Here is a 19,273-nt window from a genome sequence, read left to right on the forward strand (position 1 = left end):
GCTCAATCCAGCCCGATAACCAATGCCGCATTGGCCCCACCAAAACCGAAGCTAAGGTTGAGCGTATTGCGCAGCGCTTTGGGGCGATGCCCTTCGCTGATGTAATCCAGATCGCACTCTGGATCAGCGTTTTTCAGGTTACAGGTCGCCGGCATAATCTGATGCTTCAATGCTTGTAGACAGATAATCGATTCAAAACTGCCCGCCGCCGCAATCAAATGACCCGAGTAAGATTTCGTGCTCGACAGGGGTGTGGAATAGGCTGCATCACCAAATGCGAGCTTGATCGATTGCGTTTCATTGAGATCGTTAAGTTGAGTCGAGGTGCCGTGCAAGTTGACGTAGTCGATATCATCGGCACTCAACCCCGCCTGCAGCAAGGCGTGACGAATGGTTTTCACTCGTGCCACTTTGTCTTCTGCTGGCGCAGTAAAATCAAACGCATCGGAATAATTACCGTAGCCTTTGATCTCGCCGAGGATGTTAGCACCGCGCGCAATGGCACCTTCGCGCTCTTCGAGGCACAACACAGCCGCGCCCTCAGACAACACAAAACCGTTACGATCCAAACTAAACGGGCAACTGGCTTTGGTGACATCATCTTGCTCACGCGCCAATGCCCCTAAAATATCGATATTCCATATCGCCGCATCGCTGCGCAATGATTCACCGGCACCGGCCAGCATCATCGCGGCGCGGCCACTGCGGATAATTTCGAAGGCATCACCAATGGCAATGGTACCGGTGGCGCAAGCCGCAATCGGTGAGTTTTGGTAACCTCGTAATCCCCAGTACAAGCTGCATGCGGCAGTCCCCGCGTTTGGCATCGACAGGAAACAACCAAAAGGTGTGCCTAGCCCTGTTTCTAAATAACCTTCGTAGTTATCGTGGGTTTCATCCTGACCCGCCCAGCCGCTACCGATGATGGTGCCGCAATCGAGCAAATCATAATAATCTTCTGGCGATTGTTCACCGAACGCCATCCCCATCGCTTCACGAGCAGCCGCCAAGGCCAGTCGTGCATAGCGCGGTAAACGGCGACGGATCGCCGCAGGGACCGATTTCAGATTGGGTTCAGCATCAAGCAAGCCAAAAAAGCGCGACTTAACGCCTTGCTCAGACTTATCGTAATAACGGTAACCCAATTGGTAATCCATAATGGCAGCCCAACTCTCATCCGCTGTCATGCCCATCGGGGTCACACTACCGTAACCGGTGACGACAACCCGGCGCTGTTTATCTGTATTGGTCATGATTTGATTCCTTGACTGTCCTTACTGTTATCCACGTCAGCGTTAGCCACCCCGCCGCCGAGAGCTAGCCATAATTTCATGGTGGCATTCAGGTAGTTATATTGAAGTTCGAGTAAGCTGGTTTCGCTGGTTAGCAAGGCATCCTGCGCATCCAGCAACGTTTGAAATGAGACGGAACCCGCTTGATATTGGCTGTTAGCCAAACTCAGCCGGCGTTGGCTCAGTTGCAGGTTCTGCCATTGATTCTGTTTTTGCTGCTGGTAACTCAGCCGCTGTGTCATTGCGTCATCCACATCTTTGAGCGCGCTATAGACTTTGCGGCGAAAATCGACGGCGGCTAATTGCACATCTACCTTTGATTGGTCGATGGTGAGCTGCACGGTATTCCACTGTAAGAAAGGCAATGCACTGTTGATGCTCAAGGTGCGACTGGGGTTACTAAACCATTGTGAGAACACCGCGCTTCCGGCATCCAACGAGGCGCCCAGCGACAGCGTCGGGTAGAAATTGAGTTTGGCGACATCTGAACCCGCCAATGCTGCACGTAACCGCCACTCAGCGGCCTGCACATCTGGCCGCTGCGCAATCACTTGTAGCGGCAAACTTTGGGCGATCGGCACCTGTTGCTGCAAATCCAGAGACTGGCGTTCTGCACGGCGATAATCAGGCGCACGGTTAAACAGCAATGCCATGGCATTACGTGCTGCTTCCCGTTGCTGTTCGAGATTTTGGTATTGGTTTTGACGTTCCAGCAATGACTGCTGCCCTTGCAACAGTTCAATTTCACTGGCATCCCCAGCGGCATACCGTGATTGCAAAATCTTGAGCGTATCTTGCGAGATGACCAATGCCGCTTGTTGATAGCTCAATTGCTGATTAAATTTGGCGATCTGCCAGTAGAGATCAGCCGTCGTACCAATCAGCGAGAGCGCCGTTTCTTGGCGATCTTGTTCGGTGGCATTCACTTCCCAAGCTGATTGCTCACGGGCGCGGGCCAGTTTGCCCCACAGATCCAATTCATAGCTCAGTGCAAGTGAGGTGCTGTAACTCTCGCGCGGCTGCGTATTTTCATTCAGCGAACGCGTATTACTGCCTGCACCGGTCAAGGTGATATCAGGGGTTAAATTGGTATTGGTCAGCCCCGCCGTTAAGCGGGCTTTTTGTAGCGTCAGCCCAGCGGTCACCAAGTCATTGTTGCTCACCAGCATACGATTAATGCTGTCAGACAATTGCGGGTCATCGAAATTTTCCCACCAATGCGTGCTGTGATGCAGATAGCCTGCGCCGCTGTCCTTAACCCGCCACTCATCAGGCACCGACAACATCGGCCGCTGATAATCACTTTTCAGCAGCGAACCGCAACCGGTTAGCAGCAGTGCAATAAAGAGCAGAGTGGTAGGCCCTGCATGGATCCGTTTATTCATTCTCGAGCCAATGCCTCTGTTGGGTGCAAACGTGCGGCATTGCGAGCAGGGAAAAAGCCAAATCCCAATCCGATAAGCGCAGAGAAACTGCAAGCCAACACTAACGGCTGCCAAGTGAAAATCATGGTGAACGTCTGGGTTACCCACGAGAAAACCACCCCTGCCAGTGCTGATCCGGCAATACCGATCAACCCGCCGAGGGTACAAATCACCACCGCTTCAATCAGAAATTGCAGCATGATGTCGCTCTGGCGCGCGCCGACCGACAGCCGGATCCCGATTTCATGGGTACGTTCAGTCACCGAAACCAGCATGATATTCATCACCCCTACTCCGCCAACCAGCAGTGATATGGCGGCGATCGCCGTGATCAGCAACGTCATCGAATCAGAGGTTTTTTGAATCGCTTTGCTCATCTCGTCATTGCTCAGAATAAAGAAGTCACGCTGACCATGGGATTGATCCAATAGCGCCTCAACCTCGCGCTGGACTGCATTCAGTTCGTAACCGTCACTGACACGCACGGTGATCGATTCCAGCGGAGTTTCACCGGAAATACGTGCCGTCAATGAGGTATAAGGCATCCATGCATTCAGCAAGCCACCAAATTGCATGCCTGATCGTTTGGCGATGCCAATAACGCGTAATGGGATGCCATCGAGCTGCACAATCTCGCCAATCGGGTTTTCTCCAGAAGCAAACAGCGTGCTACTGAGTTCAGGCTGTAGAATAATCACCGGCTCATTGTTGCTCACATGGTTTGGGGTTAATCCCTCACCATTGATAAAATTCAGCCCTTGCGCACGGAAATAACCACTGCTGACCCCCGCCAGATTGACCATCACTTTCTTATCACCGCGTACTGCGGTCACCATTCTGCTGATCACTGGCGACAGGCTGTCGGTATAAGGTTGCTGGTTCAGCAGCGCCACATCGGCCTGCGTGAGGGAGCGGTCAAAATCAGGGCGCGGTTTATCCCAGCCCAACCCAGGGCGAATATCCAGCGTGCTGGTGCCAAGCTGACTGATTTCACTGAGGATTTGTTGGCGCGCGCCCTCGCCTACCGCCATGGATGACACCACCGAAGAGATGCCGATAATAATGCCGAGCATGGAGAGAAATGCACGAATACGGTGCCCGAGCAGTGAGCGCCAAGCCATTTTGATGGCTTCTTTGACACTCAACCACCAGTGGGGGCGGCCAGTCGCCACGGTGGCCGGTAATGCGGCATGTACCGCAGCCACGTCAGCGATGTCGTTATGACGATCAGCGACTATCTCACCGTCACTGATTTCGATAATACGTTGTGCCTGATTGGCGATTTTGCGGTCATGAGTGACGATGATAATGGTGTGACCGGACTGATGCAGACCATGCAAGATCCCCATCAGCTCTTGCCCGCTGGCGCTATCCAAAGCACCGGTCGGTTCGTCGGCCAAAATAATGCCTGCGCCATTCATCAGGGCACGAGCGATACTCACCCGCTGTTGTTGCCCACCGGATAACTGCGCCGGTCGGTGCAACAAATGCTGACCCAGCCCCAAACGGCGCAACAGGTAAGTCGCGCGTTCTTGGCGTTCGGTGGCGCTCATAGCGGTATAGAGTGCCGGGATCACCACATTTTCGGTGGCAGATAAGTACGGCATCAAATGGTAGCGCTGAAAAATAAAACCGATGTACTGGCTTCTTAATTGCGCCAGTTGTTCGCTATTGGCTTCGCGCGTGGGGATGTGATGAATCGACATCTCACCTTGCGTTGGTTTATCCAAACAGCCAATGATGTTCATGAGTGTCGATTTACCGGAACCTGATGCCCCGATAATCGCCACCATCTCACCGCTGCGAATCGACAGTGAAATGTTCTTCAGTACCGCGACCGACTGCGTACCAGAGGCAAAATGGCGATATATTCCTTTCAGCTCGATCAGCGGAGGCGAATCGGCATGAAGCGCATTATGGCTCATGCTTCACTCCCGATGGTGCGCCCATGAGCACCACCTGATCGCCTTGATCCAGCCCCGCTTTGACTTCGGCATATTGCCCATTGCGCAGACCAAGCAATACCCAGCGCGTGGCGGTCTGATTGCCGTTGATCACCTGTACCTGATAGCGTTGATCCGGCTGTTGCCTCCCCAGCGCAGACAACGGGACTCGCAACACATTTTTGGCCTGTGCGGTGATGATAAACACTTGCGCGGTCATCGAGGTACGTAATAGCCGCTCGCGGTTAGCGATGTTGAACATGCCGTTGTAATAGACAGCGGAGGATTGTTGGTTAGCCTGCTGCCCACTAGTCTCTTCGCGCAAGCTCTCGGCTGACGCTTCTTGGATGGCATCCATTTGGCTTTCGTAGCGACGTTCAGGATCGGCCACCACGTAGAACCATAACGGTTGACCCACGTTGACTTTGAGAATATCGGTTTCAGAAATACGCGTGTGCACCGTCATGGTATCAACATTGGCCAAGACCAAAATGGTCGGCGCAGTCTGCGAGGAAACAATGGTTTGCCCCTCTTTGGTCACGATGCCCAGTACTTCACCGTCAATCGGTGCCATGATGCGGGTAAAGCCCAGATTGGCTTTTGCCGTCTCTAATGCCATCTGGCTCTGCACGATTAAGGCTTCATTAACCCGCAACTGCGCGACTTGGCTGTCGTATTGAGCTTGCGCTTTTTCTAACGTGCTCTGCACACCTGAGCGTTCTTTGGCTAAGGTTTGCTGACGACGCAGCTCCAGTAAATATTGGCGTAGCAATGCCTGCGCGGCTTGTTTCTGCGCCTGCGCACTCTCTAGCTCCGCTTCGGTTTTACGTAATTCGGTTTGTTGTAACGTGGGATCAATTTCTGCCAGCAATTGGCCTCGGGTCACCCGATCACCTTGCTTGACGTATAGCTTGGTGAGCTGCCCGTTGACCTGCGCACCGACATTGACCTGCAATGACGGTTTTAAGCTGCCAGTCGCCATGACCGTTCTTTCGATATCACCACGACCGATGGTTTCCGTTAACGGTGGCGCGTCTTGTTGGCTATCCGATAGCCACCATGCCACACCAATACCCGCCACAATGAGCAGGGCAAGCAGCAGAAACAGCGAGATACGGCGCGTTTTTTTCGTCATGTTGATACGCATCAGTTCACCGCCACGGGTGTCAGGTGGTTTGCGACCAAGGGGTGAGCAAAACGTACTATTTGGCCGTCGTCGTTCAAGCGGAAAACACGGTCAAACATCGACAATACCGTTTCACTGTGCGTCACGGTGATCAACGTTTTGTGGTGTTCGCGGCAATGGGACACGATGGTCTGCATCACCTGATGGGCAGTGTCTTCATCCAGATTGGCCGTGGGTTCATCCAACACCAATACCGGACAATCGCTGTACATCGCGCGCGCCAGTAATAGCCGTTGGCGCTGACCTAAAGAGAGCGCCGCGTGGCTTTCACGCACCAGTGCACTGAGGCCACCTGGTAACTTATCGATGACAGAAGCTAATTGCAGCCCTTGCAGTGAGCGTTCAATACGCAGGCGTTTATCCGCATCCATATGCCCATCAAACAGCGTGATATTGTTCAAGACGGAGGCGTTGAACAGAATATCTTCCTGACTTTGTAGGAAGAACAGCGCATGGGCCTGCTGAAAATCAACCGGCTCGCCATCAACCAATATTTGCCCTTCCTGAGGTGGCATCAAGCCTGCTATCACTTTGAGCAACGTACTTTTCCCCGCACCCGATTCCCCCATGATCGCCACACTCTGACCGCGTATCAGCGATAGCGATAAGTCCCGTAATACCGGCTGGTTGGCATCATAAGCAAAGCGGATGTGCCGATAGTCCAACTGGCGCGTAAACGCCGGTACTTTGGGCGGTATCGACGAGGCGTTTTCAGGCGGCGTAGGTTGCTCCGCGGGGAACAAATCACGGGCGCGGATATCAATCACGTGTAGCTGGTTTTTTTGGATGATCGCAAAGAAAATCTTGGTGATGTACGAGGTGAAAATTTCGCGCACAAAGCTGTAAGCGAAAAACTCGCCCAAGCTCCCTGTGTGCCTTGTTTAAGCAGTGGCAACGCCAACAGCATAAAGAACACCATTTCCAAGCTGCCGATCAGTTGGTAGAGGCTGTTTTTGACCTGATCGTAGATCTTTTTCTTCTGTAACACGCTGAACAAGGACAGCGCTAATGCGGCAAAGACCCCTTGGCGTTGGCTGGCTAAACCGGCAGATTTAATGGTCGAGAAACCCTGAATGGTTTCCAAAATAAAATCACTTTGCTCAGCACCTTTAACCTGCAACTGCTGGGTGTAATAACGGTCGCGATAGATGGCCCAAATGCTGATCAGGCCCATCAACATCACGCCAATGGCCGACACCATCGCCAGCAACGGGCTCATATAGCACATCACCGACAACGCAATAGCGCCGATGATCCAGTCGGTGCGTAGGCCGTTATCCAATTCAATTTTTTGTGTTGCTGCCATCTGCCAGTTAGAGAAACGGCTGAAGATGTCGCCAGGCGCGCGTTTGTCGAAGAAATTGAGCGAATGACTGAGCAAACGGGAGAAACCCGCCACACTCTTGAGCACCACAAAGTGTTTGATATAGCGCTCGGTGATATAGCGTACGCAAAACGCTAATGACGTCGACACCACAAAGGCCAACAAGAAATAGAAGTAGGGGAAGTCTTTATCGCCCGCCGACGAAAACACATCATTAATGGCGCTGCTGACCATGGTTGGCATAATAAACAGCGTTAGCGAGATTAAGAACGCCAGCGTCATCAACCAGTAAATGCCACGAACACTTGCCGTCTCTTTCAGACTCATGCAGTCGAGCGCGCTGTGCCGTTTGCTGCGTTCCATCTTTTTGACCGCTTCAGGATCTGCGGGCGTTTCAGCGTCCAGTACCAGTGCATAGCCGCTGATATCCGCTTTTAAGGCATCCATCGGTAATAGCTGCTGCCCGATAGCAGGATTCATCACGCAAACGTAGTTACCCTGGCGATAAGCCAGCAGCACATAGTGGCTGGCGCCATAATGCAAGATGGCAGGCAGCGGAATCGCCGACAGCTCTTGGTGCTCAAAAACCACCGGATAAGCGGGGATCGCTAACTCGGAGAGAATAGTGCACAGCGTCGCCAGTGAAGTGCCATGTTGTGAGGCAGGATAACGCTCCCGCAAGCTTTCCAACGGCGCGTTGATGCCTTGCGTTTGTGCCAGCATCGAAATGCAGGCCAAGCCGCACTCATTGGTTTCGCTTTGAAAAACTTGGGTTGGGATTATCGTTTCCATTTTCTACACTTCTTTATGAGTGACATTATTCATTAATAAAAAACAATGAATGTGAGTGCCATAACAGCCAATCTTGTGGGTGCTGCGTCATTGACGTTTCGATCAATTCAGGTAATTTCTTTTTCACTTCCCGTGCGCTAATCGCTGGGTAGATATGAATTTTTATTTCTTTGTCGTAATACAGGTAATAAAAAACCACCTGAGCTGACAGCGCTCTGGCCATGCGGATAATGCCGCTGTGCAAATTGGCGGGACGGTTAAACAACTGACAGGACATTTTGGCAGTTTCGGCCATCCGGTTATTGACGGTGTAATCCGGCGTAATGTCCGGAAAAACCATCATGTTTCGCTTATGGTCAGCCGTTTCCATAATGGCATCCATCAGGTTACCGGCGATTGCGCGGCTATCGGCATGAATAGAGCAATAAGAGATATTCACACCACCCATTTGGCGCGCCTGTTCTTCATAGACTTCAGCACTGGCCGAGACCACCACCGTCGCCTGCCCCGGATAAACCCCTGCCCCCACCATGCCAGCAAGCACATCAGACACCATATGCAGCGGGGCCAAAATGACGGGGGATCCGGCATCATGCAATGCTTTGACGTGGCTATCTAACTGCTGAGTGCAACTCGCTAACTGCGCTAAAACCTGCTTGTTTTGCCCATAAGTGGCGGCCAACTCCAAGATTTGACGCCGTTGAGCGGTACGAATGAAATCCCGAGCCGAAGGGCTTTTCTGTCCGGCTAGCAAACTTTTATGCCCAACTAGCAAACACTGGCTATTCGCGGCGGCCACACGCGCCAGATTTTTCTGCTGCCGCGCCGTTAAGCCGAAAGCTCGGCGCAAGGCACCGAGCATCAAGAGAAAGCGGTAATCACCGTGACGTAATAACCAGATAGCCAGTTGAGCCTGCCAGCGAGCGAACACTCGCCCACGAAAAGCCAGCTTATCCAACTGGTTTTTCCAAGCAAAATAGCCCCATACCGCTAGCAGTCTCATTACTTATCCAGCGCCTTATCGTGCTCAAGTAACGACAGCAGATGATCAGAGAACGCTGAGAATTCACGGTCCTGCAAAGCAATCCATTTCTTGCCGACGATAAAGGTCGGGGTGGCATCCACTTTGTAATGCGCCGTCACTGCTTTCATATACGCGAGCAGCTCTTTCACTTCTTCTGATTGGCTAACCTGCTGATATTTCGCAACATCAATGCCGTTGGCTTTTAACCAAGTCTCAAGCTGGGCCTTATCACTCAGGTCAATGTTTTCTTCGAGCACCGCTTTGTAGGCACTTTGGCGGTGCTGTGATTCAATGCCCATCACCGATAAGGTGGCAAACATCGGGGCGAAGCGGCCCAATCCGGAAGTTTTATCACTGCTAATATGCAAGCGAACGAAGCGGCTGCCCTCTGGCATGCGCTTTTCTAAATTGGCGATATTCTCTTCATTGATGGAGCAGTAATGGCAGCCATAGGAGAAAATTTCGATAATCGTTTTGTCGTCTTTAATCGGGCTGTTAGCAACTTCACTGTCGCTAAGAGAAAACAGAGTTTCTTGTTCATCTTGAGCAAACACAAAGTATTGGTAATAAGCTGTTGTTATCAAAGCAGAAATAATGATAACCACCAGTGTATAGCCGATAAAGAATCCCTTATTTCTAATTATGCTGTTTTTTATCGACAATTCGTTATTTATAGACATAAAGGTGTATTCACTTCCAAGGTTAAATAAAGACATAAATGGCGGTGAAATCACATTCATGTCGGTTAAATATTGTATTTATTAACATTAAAATAATGCGAAAATTCTTGAATTTGAAAATCAGTCTCGCACTAATGAAAATAAATTAGGTAAGCACAGTTAGCTGCCCTGTGCTTACCCAAGGTATCGTTAAATATCAACACAGATTAACGATAACTTAACGCAATAGCTTATTTGCAGTTAGCAACGTTAGCTGGTGCAGTTGAAGTGCTAGTCACTTTACCGTGTTTATCAGTACAAGTTGTCACTGCTTGGCAAGTTAAAGTGGTGCTACCGGTCAGCCACTGATAAGTATCTTTACAAGTTACACCAGTACCGCCAACGATTGTATTGGCATCAGCCATGTTCATCTTTTTCATGAAAGAATCCTTAAAGAAAAAATAAAATTATTTACAGCCTATTATTTAATAGCCCAGTGAGTTGTGTGCTTTTAGTTATAATTTAAATCTTAACAATCAACCTAAAAACACAACAATTTTATACTATACAAGCACAACAAATTACAACCAAAAATAACATTTATTTATTTTTATAATAACAACAAATAAATGCCGTGAGCGTTCCCTGCCATATTTAAATGACAGTAAAACATCTCACTTCATGAATATTAAAACAGTATCTTAATTCACTATTTTATATTCATAGTTATCATGCACTCAAATAAAGAGTGCATGTAATTCTTATTTATAGATATGACATAATCACAACTCCGCTACCACCGAATGTGCCGGTACTTGGTAAACCTATCGTATGAAGCGTTGATTCAATTTGGAATGAAGTATTCCCTACACCTGCCGTCACCGTGACACCGTTGGATAAGTCTTGCCCTGATGTTTTCAAGGTTGACGTGAGGTTACCGCTTTGCCCTAAGTCGATACTTTTGCCACCGACCAGCGTTAATATCACCGATGTTCTGACGGTACAATTGATGATTAACGGCTCAGTTTTTGTCGATCCATCAATGGCTTGCTGATTCAAAAGACCATGATTGATGTAAACATCTCCAGTCACTTCACAGGTTTCAGGTGTCGGCGGAACCGCACCACAATATGAGCCTGGAATCACGCGACCACTTAAGTTACCGTCATTCGCTCCCTGCCAATACATCACACCAAAACAACTCCCCACCGCACGCAATGGATCCGGCGTCACTGTTCCCCAGCTCCCCGACACACCATTTTTTTGCACAAAAGCAGCTCTCATATCTTGCGCAGTTGCCCCATTGGGAACTAATACGCGCGTCAATGCATTTGATGGGTTACCACATATTTCAGCATTGGCTGCATTTGAGTAATGGCATATTGCGACAGAACAAGATGATGAGGTACAAAGTACGCCCGAAGTTTCTTCGCTCGGCCAAGAGAATGTTCCTTGATATTGTGTTCCAACACGCACTTGTGTCGAAACCCAAGCACTGGCTTGACTATAGAGCGGCAATAAGAACAGCACGCAAGCTATTAGCCAGAAATATCCATGATTTAATCGCATATTAGGCTGTTCCATTTGTTTAAGTTCCATTTTTCTTTCAGCACGGGGGCTGTTGATAATAAATTTTAGCGGCAACACATTAATGTTGATGTAGCATCAAGCGGGGATAAACGCCGCTCAATAATATTGCAAATTAAAGGTCGCCACGGCATTAAACTCACCGCGCTTAATTGTGCGTTGACTAATGGCATCAGGTTCACCTTGAACATAGGCTTTCAGGCTAATCGTATTACTGTTATTGGTCAGAATCATTTCGTCACTCAACTGATCTAAGGGCAATAAATTCCCTGCGAGAGTTTCAATACCAATACCCACACCCATATTAGGATCTGACACCGCCAATAACCCCGGTAATTTAGGGTTATTATTGCCGGTAAACTTAATTGTGACGATATTCCCCAAGGTGATATCACAATCCACCAGATGAATGTCGAATTGCTTACCTAAAGTACGCTGTCTCGAATAGATTAATTTATCGACCACGGGGTCAAAACTCATGGTAATAGCTTCATCACCAGGACGAATGGTGCAGGGTTCAGCCACTAATGCGCCATGGAAACGCATATTGTCTGCTCCCCATGTCGGCATCGCAAAAAAGAGATTCAGCATCAAAAAGCTAAATAAAATTCGGCTAGGGCGCATCAGCAGATTTAATTTTTTCATCATGTGATCCTATTGATAATCCACGAGTAGTGTAGCGGTCGCCTCAAAGCTCCCTTCAGCTAAGGTCGCCCCTGGGGCTTGAACCGGCACCGCTTGAAGTACAGGTGGATTACTTTGGTCATAGGGAATACGCGTATTGAGGGTAAAAGCGCTACCATTCTTCAGTATACGAATACCCAAATTTGGCGTATTCGTTTGGATAGCGGCGGTATCAAAGGTTGTCACCGCACCACTCACGATCGTGATGCCCAATTCTGCGCTGCCAACGGGTGAGCTACAGACCGCAGTGTAAGGCACAGCCCGGGTATAATTGATGCCATCAATTTTATTCACCCCAAGATTTTCCCCAAAAGGAACATCAAGGGTATCCCCCCCACTAATGACACAGGGTGCAGGGGTAATTAATGTCCCCATGAACAACATGTCATCCGCATAGGTCAGCGTACTGCTCAATGCGAGAAGCATTGCGATAAAACAACTCGATAACCATAATCTGTTTTTCATTACTGATACTCCACAACCATGGTCGCAGTACCGTAAAACGCCCCAGGACTCAAGGTTGTACCGGTTGCTTTGACAGGCACCGCCTTTAACACGGGGATGGTTGGATAAGAAAAGTTGAATGTGCTATTGAGTGCTAATGCTTGATCATTGCGTAACAGTTTGATGCCCAATGATGAATTATTGGTACTCAACACATTGTTATCAAAACCCGCACCATTACCTTTGATCGTCATTTTCAACGCATTATTGACAGCCGCATTACAGTTCAATGTATAAGTCACGGTCTGCATGTACTCTGTGCCATCAACACGAGAAGTCAGAACATCATTGCCAAAATTGACAAGGATGGTACCGCTGTTGTTGATGATACAAGGCGGTGAATCATTCAACGTGCCGGAAAACATCATATTATCTGCATAGGCCAACGTACTGCCCAGCGCCAGTACCATTGCAACGGAACAGCGCAACATCAGTGAGTGAATGTTCATTACTGGTACTCCACAACTAAGGTCGCAGTGCCGGAAAAGTATCCTGTGCTCAAGGTGCTATTGGTTTGTTTAACCAGCACGGCTTCTAATACCGGAAGCGTCGGATAGGTAAAGTTGAATGTGCTGTTCAATGTTAATGGCTGCCCATTACGTATCAGTTGGATCCCCAACTGTGAATTACTCGTTCTCAACTTGCTGGTATCAAACGTTGCACCATTACCGATGATGCTCATTTTCAATGCATTTGAGGCTGCTGAATTACAGTTCAATGTGTAGTTCACCGGCTGTTTGTAATTAACACCGTTAATATTTGACGTCAGAAGGTCATCGCCAAAATTGACATTAATGGTGTTGTTGCTGTTGATCACACAAGGCGGCGCAGCAAAAATAGTGACCGAAACATTGACCGCAGCAACTTTATTCAGCGCCCAGGCAGAACTGCTTAGCAATGTCGCCGCCCCGATAAAGGTCATCATGACCATCGGCACCCATCGGTTAGCAACATTACGACTCACAGAGCCACTACAAACAAAAGTCATCCCATATTCCTTTTTTATCATTCAGTCTGACATTCGCCTGTCGTCTCATGTACTCGGCGAAAACCGTGCCGAGCAGCACGGTTATTTGATGCTTTCAACCACTGAGCAGGTGCTGCCGGTACAACCAAAGATCAATTTTGGTCGGCCACCAAAGTCATTGACGTAAGTCAGGACAGGTTTACTGCCTAATGCCGCTGCGCTGACAGACAACATGCTCTGCGATTTTGGTGCGATCATCAGCGGCTCAAAACCGGCTGCCGTTTTGCCATCTTTTTTGTCAGTGGCGTCCACCAGCGTGACGTAATACGGCGTCGGGTTATTCACCTGATAGCGATCACCTTGACGGGTCAGCTGGAGCTTTTCTTGCCAAGGTGTCGATAAATCGGTTTTCTGCGGCACGATACTTTCTGGCCGATAAAAAAGTTTGATGCGGGTTTGCAGTGCAATCTGCAATGTATTGGCTTTATCTGAACGTGGCGGGATCTCGCGCAGGTTAAAGTAGTACAGTGTTTCACGGTCTTGTGCCAATTGGCTTATCGCAGGCAACGTCTGTACTTTTAACTGGCTGAGTGCACCTGGTTCTACACGCTGAACAGGGGGAACCACCGTCAGCGGCGTATTAATTTTGTTCCCCTGCTCATCTTCAATCCATCCCTGCGCCAGATAAGGCAACTGCTTATTCTGGTTACTGATGTTCAGGCTCATGGACTTATCGCCACCGTTGAGGATCACCCGAGTTCTGTCCAGCGCAATCGCCGCGCTTGCCTGCTGGGCCATCAATGCCGTCACCAAAATGGCAGTGATACGCAGTTTTTTATTCAATTTCATTACCTTATCCTTCAAATTAATCAAGTCAGAACCCTATGGTGCCTAACGTTTTCTGTTTACTAAACGGGCTGTTATCCGCAGGTCCATTGCTAAACCTTTTTACTGTGATACCGGGGGTTTATCCCCTTCCGTTATCGGCTGACAAGGCAACAGTAAATTCGTCAGTACCGCTGGAGACAGCGTTGTTGGGATCGTTACGCTACATTGCGCTTGCCCGTTCCAGTGTACTGACATGGTTTCGCCGGCATTAATTCCACTGAGATACGTAGAACCATCATCATTAACAATGCCGGTTTCTTGCTGATTCTTATTTAAAACCGTCGCGCCAAATGGCGGGGCTGAGCCATCGGCCATGCGTAGCATCGCCATCGCTTTATCGCCCGAAATCACATTAAAGCGGCGGTAGCCAATCGCGCCTTCGGTCAGTGTGACTTGCGCCACCGTGGCTCTGGCTTCAACGTTATCGTCTAAGTTGTCGATATCGATACTGGCTCGGTTACGGTAATAACTGTTCACATCACTGACCACGGCTTTACCGAAGTAGTTAGTCCGTACCGTTGAGCCATAACCCTGAACCGGTACGTTGCTCACACCTTGGGTATCAAGCAGTAATCGAGTCCCGCCGATGACATTAGCCCGATGGAATGCCGCACCTTCAGCCGTGACAGTGGCACCACCTTGAACACCTAAACCAACAGAAGTGTATTGCCCTTCTTGGTAACTGGCGTTGGCGTTGATATCCGCACTATTACCCATGTGGTTATAGTTACCACTCACCAATGCGCCGCTACGGGCAACACCGGTTGTAACCTGATAGTTATTGTGGGCATCTGGGCGGTTTGCGTACCCGACCCGATGGGTATTTTCGCCATTGCTTACTGACGCGCTATAACTCAACGTCGCGTTGTTACCGAACGGCATGGATAAGGATAAGTACATCCCATCATCATTGTTCTCGTTATACCGGTTGCTGAAAGCAGACAATGTCAGGCTAACGTTCTTAAATTTGCCTATATCAAAGTAACGCGCGACGGACAGGTTATAGCGGTCATTCGCTGAGCGATCCCAATAGGTCTGATGGGAATAATTCAGATAGGCGCTCAACCCCAGATCACTGAATTGTTGGCTAAAACTGACGGTATACATCTCTTTATTGCCACCGACGGTATCGCCGCGATAACGCGCATTAAGATAGTCGGTCATGGTCATAAAGTTACGTTCGGAGAAGCGATAACCCGCAAACGTCACCTGGCTGCCTGTTTCTTGGAAGTTTTTCGAATAGTTGACGCGGTATGAACCACCACTCAAGTTACCTTGGTCCGGTAAGTTGGCCCACGATTGCGTCATATCCACCGACAAAGCGCCAAATTCCATCAAATCACGCCCTACCCCGATGGATGCGGCTTGATATTCGTTTTCACCGCTGATCCCACCACCGAACAGTGACCAACCGTTGTTGATCCCCCAAGAGAATTCCCCTGTACCAAATGCGGGCCCTTGGGCACTGTGGCCAATTTCTGACGGTCTACCGGCCGCAACGCGATATCGCACCATACCGGGACGGGTTAGATAAGGAATACTGGCGGTATTGACCTGAAATTGCTGAACTTGACCATCCAGTTCTTCGACTCGTACATCCAACGTCCCTGAGACAAAACTGTTGAGGTTTTGAATACGGAAAGGACCGGCTGCAACCAAGGTTTCACTCAGAACACGGCCTTGTTGACTCACGACAACACGGGCGTTAGTACGAGCAACCCCCATGATTTCAGGGGCATAACCACGTAAATTGGGTGGCAGCATGTTGTCATCAGTCGCTAAACTGGCACCGCTGAAGCGGAAGTTGTCGAAAATTTTTGAGTTCAGGAAATCTTCACCCAACGTCAACTTGGCACCCAGACTCGGTATCGCGCGGTAAGCGTAATAACGGCTCCAGTCCCATTGGCGATCAGTCGGCGAACCGGATACCTGATCAACACGTGTTTGCCAATCGGCACGAAAACGCCAAGCACCTAGGTTGGCCCCTGTGGTTCCGTTACCGCTCAAACTGTTGTTGTTGGTGTTATTTGACTGCTGACGGTTCAATTGCCCCAGCATGTTATAGTCGAACAGCACCCCTGAAATCCCATCTTCCCAACGAGAAGGTGGATCCCAATCGGGTTCGCTGTATTCCAACCAAGCTTGTGGCACACTCAGAAAAAGTGAAGACGTTGCCAGATCCCCTTGCACGGTCAAACCGGGCAAACTGCTGATATCTAGGCATTCCCCATTGCGCCACCAAGTCAGCTTGTTCAGGCTGCCTTCTTTCAACGCCATCAACTCAACCAACTTAGGTGATATACACGCCTCACTTATTTTTGGATCTTTTTCAGAGGCGTAGAACATCACTGGTTGTTCATTGAGTTCTTGTTTATTCATATGAACCAATAAGTTGTAACTCCCAGGCATAATGTAACCACGTTGGGAAAATTGGCTCAGATCGATATTGGCGCGATCATTGGTATCCAATACATCGGTATTAAACTGAATATCATCATTGGCTGACACGCCATAAGCACTGCCACTTAATGCAACTGCAATCAAAAGGCGTAACAGACCACTGCGGGCAATACCGTGAGTGATGGGACGATCGAATAGCATGGAATATGTCACCTTACTCATTGAAATCAGTAATAATCCAATTTGAAACGAACGCTGGAATAGTAAGGTCCAGCACGCAGCATCTTGCCATTGCCCACTAATCGCAGGGCATAATTGAGTCTCATCTCATCGGTAGGAGTAATGTTAATTTCCGGTGATGCCACGCCAGGGATAGATGCATATCCTTTATCATCAATGATTTGCATCGCAACACCCTCGGCCCCGCCATTAACCGCGAAATTATTACCGTCCGCTGCACCGTCAAATGTCACCGTAAAATGCTGTCGGTTAGATTTATCTGGGTCTGCATGGGTTATCGTGCAATCGAGTAAACGAATAGCAAACGGATGCTCATCCCCTACGCCGCTCTCAGCCAATTGAGCAATAGGCATAATGGCCATATCAATGGTCTGTTCCTGACTGCCAGGATCTATCGCGCAAGATGTATCAGTAATACTTCCTTCCATACTTACGAAGCCCAAGTCTGTCTTCATGGGGTCCGCCATTGTGGTAAAACTCATCAATGACACCATCAGTAAGGAAGGAGGTACTATCAAAAATAATGACCGGAACATAAATCACCTGGCTCATCCAACACGTATCTTTTGCAAGATAAAAAGACATGCGGATAAATCCGCATGTCCCATCAATAAAGGGGTGCTTATTGGTAAGCCAGTGTGAAGTTAGCTACGCTGGTGAAGCTGCCTGGGATGATTGCGCCAGAAGTTGTGCTGCCCTGCAGGTAAGCAGAGAAAGCCAACGTGTTGTTGCCAGTAACCAGAGTTTGTTCTGCATTTGGTGTACCCAGAGTAACAACAGTACCAGTACCATCAACGATTGCGATGCCAGCACCTTGACCGATGCCTTGGATACCCAGCAGGCCTGGGACTGCAGATGATTCACCGCCGCCGAAAGTAGTCGTTACTGTTTTCAGAGTAGTGATGTCACAGTTTTCCAATTTGATGTTGAAAGGTTTTGGCTGAGACTTGCCGCCGTTCATCAGAGCTACGTTAGAAACCTGACCCAGTTCAACAGTTTGAGAATCAGAACCAGATGCGATTGAGCATGGTGCATCAATGATAGAACCGTTGAAAGTTACAGTACCTTGGCCCTGATCAGCTGCGTTAGCAACAGAAGCGAAACCTAATACCAATGCTGCTGCCAAGATAGTTTTATTCAGATTCATTACATCATTCCTTTATAGACAATTTTAAGTTTAGCAAGCTGAAATACCTTAATCCGATCAAGGTATATAGTGCATCGAAGTAGTTGAAAAATATGAGCTCGTACGGCTTGTTTTCGTAATAATACGAAATGATAAACCGATAAAAATGGAGTTCGATAAATTCAACATGTAGACATTAAGAAGCATCTACATTTTAAAAAAACTTCAAATAACGTTTAAGGCATTCTTTGTTCGCCGCAGATAATACAAACTTCAGTATGTTCTTCATAGCTAATTAATTCAAAAAATCAAAATTCAGAGTCTTTAGCTCTATTGTTTACGCTTACCAAATAATATCGACAAGATTGATCGATAAACCCCACACCCTCGACACTTATCTCTATCAAAAAGAACATACCGACACATTTGATCGTTAAAACGCGATTTTCCAAAATTAACGATTGCTTATTCCATAAGTGAAATTATAATCGAGATTAAATCCTCGCGCGGCGCGCGCTAAAGGAATAAAAAACTGATTGGTAACATAATTACGTCCCAAAAGCCTATTAGGCAGCGCTAAAACCATTAATTAATCATACAAATAAAGCAGTATAACTAGTTGATTTTAATCATAAAAATATAAATAAACATCCGTTATTAATTTAATGTGAAATAAATCACCATATTTACCGATGTTAGAGATAATGCTATTTATCTGGTTTTAAATCTTGTAAAACCATTATTTTAATAGTGCCATTTAGCCTATTAAAAAAAGAATAACAAAAAAAATATAAAATAAATCAGATGCCATTATGCTTACCGTAGGAAACATCTTTTTAGTTTGTAGGAAATGACCTACACCAAGGTGGGAAATACACAAGCAAACAAGGGAATATTAGAAATAAAAAATGAGACATTCTTAATTTAGATTATATGAGGAAAAAAGATGAAAGCTAAAAATCAACGCAAAGAAGAAGTCATGAGTATTTTGGAAGAAAGATGTCTTTTCTTAAAAAAACAGTTTAGCGAGTCAATCCCCCCTGTGGACAGTTGGCCAAAAACCAGAGAGTTGGCTGATAAAGCTGAATTGGATATTTATACTGCAAGGCTAGTCCTGATGAAATTGGTTGATGAGGACAGAGCAAAGATGTCAGAAACTAAGGTCCTAAATTCATTACGCTGGTTTATTGCTCACCCAGCAGACAAATAAATATGAGGACGGCGATTAAGTTC

Annotated in this window: 17 protein-coding genes and 1 pseudogene; 1 reads left to right on the plus strand and 17 read right to left on the minus strand. The window is 48.1% G+C overall.

The window, feature by feature from the left end:
* Nucleotides 1-2: 2 nt before the first annotated feature.
* From BN68_RS09600 to BN68_RS09680, 17 genes and pseudogenes are all read right to left on the minus strand, one after another.
* Nucleotides 3-1,253, minus strand: a complete 1,251-nt coding sequence (locus tag BN68_RS09600; protein WP_019210957.1) for a beta-ketoacyl-[acyl-carrier-protein] synthase family protein — start codon at nucleotides 1,251-1,253, stop codon at nucleotides 3-5.
* Nucleotides 1,250-2,677 carry an efflux transporter outer membrane subunit gene (locus tag BN68_RS09605; protein WP_019210958.1) on the minus strand — a complete coding sequence of 476 codons (1,428 nt, stop codon included), beginning with the start codon at nucleotides 2,675-2,677 and terminating at the stop codon, nucleotides 1,250-1,252. Before BN68_RS09605 ends, BN68_RS09600 begins: the two co-directional genes overlap by 4 nt.
* On the minus strand, nucleotides 2,674-4,641 hold the full coding sequence (locus BN68_RS09610; protein ID WP_019210959.1) for a MacB family efflux pump subunit: 1,968 nt from the start codon (nucleotides 4,639-4,641) through the stop codon (nucleotides 2,674-2,676). Before BN68_RS09610 ends, BN68_RS09605 begins: the two co-directional genes overlap by 4 nt.
* Nucleotides 4,631-5,806, minus strand: a complete 1,176-nt coding sequence (locus BN68_RS09615) for an efflux RND transporter periplasmic adaptor subunit (RefSeq protein ID WP_019210960.1) — start codon at nucleotides 5,804-5,806, stop codon at nucleotides 4,631-4,633. Before BN68_RS09615 ends, BN68_RS09610 begins: the two co-directional genes overlap by 11 nt.
* A pseudogene (locus BN68_RS09620) lies at nucleotides 5,806-7,961 on the minus strand (peptidase domain-containing ABC transporter). The gene BN68_RS09615 and the pseudogene BN68_RS09620 overlap by 1 nt, the downstream one beginning before the upstream one ends.
* Before the next feature lie 25 nt (nucleotides 7,962-7,986).
* Complete coding sequence (locus BN68_RS09625) at nucleotides 7,987-8,964, minus strand: lysophospholipid acyltransferase family protein (RefSeq protein ID WP_019210961.1); 978 nt, start codon at nucleotides 8,962-8,964, stop codon at nucleotides 7,987-7,989.
* Entirely contained in the window at nucleotides 8,964-9,590 is a 627-nt protein-coding gene (locus BN68_RS09630; RefSeq protein WP_042806619.1) for a DsbA family protein, read from the minus strand. Before BN68_RS09630 ends, BN68_RS09625 begins: the two co-directional genes overlap by 1 nt.
* A gap of 305 nt (nucleotides 9,591-9,895) precedes the next feature.
* Nucleotides 9,896-10,084: a DUF4762 family protein gene (locus BN68_RS09635; RefSeq protein ID WP_019210963.1), complete on the minus strand. Its 189-nt coding sequence runs from the start codon at nucleotides 10,082-10,084 to the stop codon at nucleotides 9,896-9,898.
* Nucleotides 10,085-10,409: 325 nt separating this feature from the next.
* Nucleotides 10,410-11,243 (minus strand): MrpH family fimbial adhesin, encoded by an 834-nt coding sequence (locus BN68_RS09640; RefSeq protein WP_019210964.1) that lies wholly within the window; start codon nucleotides 11,241-11,243, stop codon nucleotides 10,410-10,412.
* An 87-nt stretch (nucleotides 11,244-11,330) separates the two neighbouring features.
* Nucleotides 11,331-11,876, minus strand: a complete 546-nt coding sequence (locus BN68_RS09645) for a fimbrial protein (protein WP_019210965.1) — start codon at nucleotides 11,874-11,876, stop codon at nucleotides 11,331-11,333.
* A 9-nt stretch (nucleotides 11,877-11,885) separates the two neighbouring features.
* Complete coding sequence (locus BN68_RS09650) at nucleotides 11,886-12,380, minus strand: fimbrial protein (protein ID WP_019210966.1); 495 nt, start codon at nucleotides 12,378-12,380, stop codon at nucleotides 11,886-11,888.
* Nucleotides 12,380-12,868 carry a fimbrial protein gene (locus BN68_RS09655; RefSeq protein WP_019210967.1) on the minus strand — a complete coding sequence of 163 codons (489 nt, stop codon included), beginning with the start codon at nucleotides 12,866-12,868 and terminating at the stop codon, nucleotides 12,380-12,382. The genes BN68_RS09650 and BN68_RS09655 overlap by 1 nt, the downstream gene beginning before the upstream one ends.
* Entirely contained in the window at nucleotides 12,868-13,407 is a 540-nt protein-coding gene (locus tag BN68_RS09660) for a fimbrial protein (RefSeq protein WP_019210968.1), read from the minus strand. The genes BN68_RS09655 and BN68_RS09660 overlap by 1 nt, the downstream gene beginning before the upstream one ends.
* A gap of 81 nt (nucleotides 13,408-13,488) precedes the next feature.
* Complete coding sequence (locus BN68_RS09665; protein ID WP_042806621.1) at nucleotides 13,489-14,235, minus strand: fimbria/pilus periplasmic chaperone; 747 nt, start codon at nucleotides 14,233-14,235, stop codon at nucleotides 13,489-13,491.
* Between the two features lie 99 nt (nucleotides 14,236-14,334).
* On the minus strand, nucleotides 14,335-16,875 hold the full coding sequence (locus tag BN68_RS09670; RefSeq protein WP_019210970.1) for an outer membrane usher protein: 2,541 nt from the start codon (nucleotides 16,873-16,875) through the stop codon (nucleotides 14,335-14,337).
* 26 nt (nucleotides 16,876-16,901) lie between these two features.
* Nucleotides 16,902-17,408, minus strand: a complete 507-nt coding sequence (locus BN68_RS09675) for a fimbrial protein (RefSeq protein WP_051144550.1) — start codon at nucleotides 17,406-17,408, stop codon at nucleotides 16,902-16,904.
* 128 nt (nucleotides 17,409-17,536) lie between these two features.
* Nucleotides 17,537-18,061, minus strand: coding sequence for a fimbrial protein (locus BN68_RS09680; RefSeq protein WP_019210972.1), 525 nt, complete (start codon nucleotides 18,059-18,061; stop codon nucleotides 17,537-17,539).
* A 925-nt stretch (nucleotides 18,062-18,986) separates the two neighbouring features.
* Here BN68_RS09680 and BN68_RS09685 point away from each other — a divergent pair.
* Nucleotides 18,987-19,250, plus strand: a complete 264-nt coding sequence (locus tag BN68_RS09685; RefSeq protein ID WP_019210973.1) for a faeA-like family protein — start codon at nucleotides 18,987-18,989, stop codon at nucleotides 19,248-19,250.
* Nucleotides 19,251-19,273 lie beyond the last annotated feature (23 nt).

This window comes from Yersinia massiliensis CCUG 53443, assembly GCF_000312485.1.
GTDB classification, from domain to species: Bacteria; Pseudomonadota; Gammaproteobacteria; order Enterobacterales; family Enterobacteriaceae; genus Yersinia; species Yersinia massiliensis.